We start from the raw sequence: 4,882 nt of genomic DNA on the forward strand, positions 1-4,882 counted from the left end.
ATTCATCATCATCGATTTCTGAGAAAGCGTTGTAGTGAGGATATGCTTCGATTTCACGGATTGGTACACCGTCGATAGTTAATACTAATGCATCAACAGGACATAATCCGCTGCACATACCACATAATACACATTTGTCTTCATCAATGCTGATTCTTTGAACATCAAAGTCATCCTTGAAGTTTTGAGCAATCTTTTCATGACCGCTGAAGTAGACGTCATTTGAAATTCTGTGACGAGCGTCTACAGCAATTGCATTCAATGTAATTGCTTCAACAGGACATGTAGATTCACAAATCCCACAACCTAAACAAACGTGGTCGTTGAAAGACAAGTTTCTGACTTCCACTGCTGACCTTGTAATGTCAAAGTTATTGTCTTTAACCTCTTTTAAATTTCTAATCATATTAAATCTCCAAAATTTTTATCGAATTAGTTGGGCATTCATCGCTACATAGCTGACAACCGCAACATTGTATGGAGTCTGCATGCGCGTGTAATGATTCTAACTTAATAGCCTTCATCATGCATACATTTACACATAATCCGCAACCAATACATGAATCTTCAATAATTGCTTCGTAATTTCTTACTCTGCAAATATTCACAATTTTTCTACTCTCTTCCGGTTCTTTGATAATGGCAAAAACCATGGTCAAGAAATCCCTAGGACTTAATTCAGTGATAGTCCTTGCAACTTCAATTGAGTTCCAAGATAAGTTGCTCCCATTTAAGTAATGAGAGATGGTTGACCTATCGACCGATAATTCGTTGGCAATCTCCTGATGGGTTTTCCCCACCTCTTTCAATTTGACCGCAGCCAAATATTTCAAACCAGAGGCAATATGCTTTGGCATAAAATCACCATGTGTAATGATATTATTTTTTTATATATATTAATAAATAGTTACCTACTAGAAACAAGACACAAGCTTTATATATTACTGTGTAGTTACTACACTATAAAAAATTGAAATAAGATAGAATAGAAAGCCATTTAAATAAATTACAATTTTACTTTAATATTAACTAAAAATACATGTCAATGATTAGCCATATTAAATTTAAAGAATAAAAACCGATATTATATTATCTTCATAACGTAAGAAAATGGAAAAAGCTTAATACTTTTCTATAAAAAAATATTAAAAAAATGAAAAAAATGACAAATTTTTAGGATATCGAAAAAAGTGTGTAGTTACTACACATTTTGGTCTGCAAAGCATGAAAACAAATGAAAATATTAAATAAAAAAAATGAAAATAAAGAGAAAAAACTCATTTATTTTCCAATTAAACCATTCAATATCTCATTCCATGATTCAGAATTGATATTTCCTAATTTCATGGAAGTTCTGGATACCACCCTAATGTTCTGTGGACATGCGGTTACACAGGCTCCGCATAGGTTACAGTATGTCAGATTAGTAACGGATTTTCCGTCCACAATTGTCACTGCATTACATGGACATACGTCTTGACATGCATGGCATGAATCGCCTTTACATACTTTTTCATCCTCTTCGACCAAGTCCAATGTACCTTCAAATGGTTTTGTAATTGTGATTGCATCTTCAGGACATGTTTCAGAACACCAGGAACAGCTTACACAGGATGTATCATCAATGAAGACTTCACCAGTGACTTCCGGAGTTTCTATTTCATCGGAATACATACAGGTTGCACAAACTTGTCTGATTGCATCTTCAGGACATACCCTCTTACAGACTCCACAGAAAATACATTTGTCAAGATCGACTTCAATTGAATTGCCTAATTTGTCAACAGATGATGCAGGATTGTTTTTGATAATGATTGCTCCGGCAGGACATAAGTCCGCACAGAATGAACAGTAAATACATTTTTCATCATCAATACTGATTTCCCCTCTAACTAAATCCGCAGGATTAGGCAAGTTTCTCTCGAAGATTATTGAATCTTGAGGGCATACTGTATAGCATCTGCCGCAGTATATGCAATCGTCATCGTTTACATCACATTCAGTATCCCAGACAGGATAGTTTTCCATTTCTTTTACGCTGACTCCGTCGATGGACAATGATAATGCATCAAATGGACAGGCCACTGAACATAATCCGCAAAATACGCAGGAATCTTCGTTGACTGAAATAGGATCCATTTCAATTAATCCACGTGCAATAGGTACAATAGGACCTAACCTCAAGGAAGATGTTGGACATACTTCAGCACATATTCCACAACTTACACAATTCTTATTGTTATAGGATAATTTACGACTTTCCTCACCCGCTCTTTCAATATTAAACATCGGATTACCTCCCTATGCTTTTGAAATAGCTTGGTTTGGACAATTTTGAATGCATAAATCACAATCATCACAATTTTCAGGAACAATTTTGACGTCCCCATCCTCTTCGATGATTGCACCTTGTTCACAAAGTTTTATGCATAACCCTTGTACAGGACAATTATCAATGTGTCCACATAAATTCTCATCAATTTTTACAGGCATATAACTCCTCCATATATTATAAAAATAAAAATTTTTATTTCTATAGGAAAGAGTTTATAGAACGGCACTTATAAAGATATTGGTTTTATTCTTGAATTATCGGAAAATAGAGAGATTAATGAATTTAGGAACACCTAATTCAATTTTTATATCATTTATATTAAAAATGAATAAATCTAAACTATTTAATTAAAAATTACCCTTAAAATTATCATCTAAAAGAAATGCAAGATATTGATTTTTAACATATAATGATATTACATTCGCAAAGCAGCATATTATTAGTTTCAAGACAATATTTTCAATAAATTAAGAAAACAAAAGACCAAATAGAAGATATTGTTGCAAAATAATGTGTAGTAATAGCACTTTTAGTAAAAAATTTATTGCAAAATCGGCCAAAATTATATAAATTTGCCATAGAAAATTGATTGTCAAACAGCCAATAATGTGTGGTTACTACACTATTTCGGGACATGATTTTTTCGAAACTCAAAGGTGAAAAAAAACACCAATATCTGAAAACAAAAACACAATTCCAAAACTATTAATTAATATAAAAAAGATAGATATAGACGGAGATTATAAAATGAAAATCGTTTCTATTGTTGGGAAGAAAAATACAGGTAAGACTTCACTGACCGTTAAAGTCATTGAAGAGCTTACAAAAAGAGGCTACAATGTTGCCTCCATAAAACATTCTCACCACTCCATCGAAATGGATAAGGAAAACACCGATACCTGGAAACATAAGCAGGCAGGTGCAAACCTGGTTGTGGGTGTCGGATCAACAACTTTCTTCAATGCGCGCATGGAAATGGATTTGAACAGAATACTATTTTTATTAAAACATATGGATGAATTTGATTTCGTTGTAATCGAAGGATACAAAAACTACAACTATCCGAAAATAATCACATCCCCCGACGTAAGAGACGAGTACACCATAAAAGAAGTCGATTCATTTACAATTGACAGCGAAGGAATAAGTGAACTGGCCGATTTGATTGAGGAAAGAGGCCATGATATCGTGGATACCCTTTTTGCAAACAACTGCGGATTCAACAACGGCGAAGCCATTGCAAAAGAAATTCGTGAAGGCAACCTGAAAGTGGAAGATTTGGATGATGTTCACAGCTACCTTTCAATTGACAATCATGTCGTCGGCCTGAACCGGTTCGTAAGCGACTATCTAAAGCAAAGCGTGATTGGCGTTGTCAACACATTAAATCTCAAGGACTACGATGTTGAAGGAATCGGCAAAATCGAATTGATAGTTCCCGACAAAGTAAAGGAGCAAACCCCTGTTGATGCGGAATGTGAAATCTTAATTAACGGCAAGCCACTTGAAATAAATGAATTCACTACCAACATCGTTTCAAGTTCAATCAAGGGAATGGTAAATTCCATCAAAACAGAAGACAATGTCAGAAGAATAGACATCGAAATCTCACAGATAGCTGAAGAGCTAGAAGATGCAGAAATTATACTTAAAACCAATGGCCATGACGTTGAAATTAACAAATTTGCAGCCGGCATCTTAAAAGAGACAATTTATGCAATCATCAATTCTCTTGAATTGGAGGATGATGAAATTAATAATATAAAAATCAAAGTGGAAGAATGATAAAATGTTGGAAAATGTAGTTAAGGACAAATATGAAAGGCCAATTCTTTCACTGAGAATCACAATCACAAACAGGTGCAATGAAAACTGTTTATACTGCCATCATGACGGTATGGTATCATCAAAAGATGAGATGACACCTGATGAACTGTATACAATATGCAAAATAGCCAAAAGAATAGGAGTCCGGAAAATAAGGCTTTCCGGTGGCGATCCATTAATCAGAAAGGACATTGTTGAAATCGTTGAAAAGATAGCAAGCCTTGATTTCAAGGACATTTCACTTACAACAAACGGCGTTCTTCTTGGAAAATATGCTGAAGATTTGAAAAATGCCGGTCTTGACAGGGTCAACGTGAGTCTGGACACATTGGACCGCGACACTTACAAGCACGTAACCAGCATGGACTACCTGAACGAAGCTAAAGAGGGTATACTGAAAGCCGTTGAAGTCGGACTGTATCCCGTCAAGATAAATATGGTGGTGATGAAGGATCTCAACACCAATGAAATAAAGGACATGTTCAACTTCTGCAAAGAGAACGGAATGATACTGCAGCTGATTGAACTGATTGAAAGTGAGAACTGTGATGATGACAAGTTCAGTGCAGATTACCATTACCCGTTAGACTCTATTGAAAATAAACTAGTTGATATAGCTGACGATGTTCGAGAACGTAAGTTTATGCAGGGTCGTAAAAAATATTACATAAACGATGGAGAAATCGAGATAGTCAGGCCTGTTGATAACTCTAGCTTTTG

At 35.0% G+C, this 4,882-nt stretch carries 6 protein-coding genes; 2 read left to right on the forward strand and 4 right to left on the reverse strand.

Features of this window, described 5'->3' with window-relative positions:
• The 4 genes from Q0W25_RS08780 to Q0W25_RS08795 form a co-directional block, all read right to left on the reverse strand.
• Positions 1–406: 4Fe-4S binding protein (locus tag Q0W25_RS08780; RefSeq protein ID WP_298521219.1), on the reverse strand; the 406-nt coding region annotated here is incomplete at its 3' end.
• 1 nt (position 407) lies between these two features.
• Positions 408–857 carry a 4Fe-4S binding protein gene (locus Q0W25_RS08785; protein WP_297828342.1) on the reverse strand — a complete coding sequence of 150 codons (450 nt, stop codon included), beginning with the start codon at positions 855–857 and terminating at the stop codon, positions 408–410.
• 424 nt (positions 858–1,281) lie between these two features.
• On the reverse strand, positions 1,282–2,289 hold the full coding sequence (gene fwdF, locus Q0W25_RS08790) for a tungsten-dependent formylmethanofuran dehydrogenase subunit FwdF (protein WP_298521221.1): 1,008 nt from the start codon (positions 2,287–2,289) through the stop codon (positions 1,282–1,284).
• A gap of 12 nt (positions 2,290–2,301) precedes the next feature.
• A complete protein-coding gene (locus Q0W25_RS08795) occupies positions 2,302–2,493 on the reverse strand; it encodes a 4Fe-4S binding protein (RefSeq protein ID WP_297828346.1) in 192 nt (63 codons plus the stop codon).
• Positions 2,494–3,082: 589 nt separating this feature from the next.
• On the opposite strand from Q0W25_RS08795, the gene mobB reads away from it, so the two are divergent.
• Complete coding sequence (gene mobB / locus Q0W25_RS08800) at positions 3,083–4,120, forward strand: molybdopterin-guanine dinucleotide biosynthesis protein B (RefSeq protein WP_298521223.1); 1,038 nt, start codon at positions 3,083–3,085, stop codon at positions 4,118–4,120.
• Positions 4,121–4,124: 4 nt separating this feature from the next.
• A partial coding sequence (moaA, locus tag Q0W25_RS08805) for a GTP 3',8-cyclase MoaA (RefSeq protein ID WP_298521225.1) occupies positions 4,125–4,882 on the forward strand: 758 nt, incomplete at its 3' end.

The sequence above is a fragment of the uncultured Methanobrevibacter sp. genome (assembly GCF_947166415.1).
GTDB lineage: Archaea > Methanobacteriota > Methanobacteria > Methanobacteriales > Methanobacteriaceae > Methanocatella.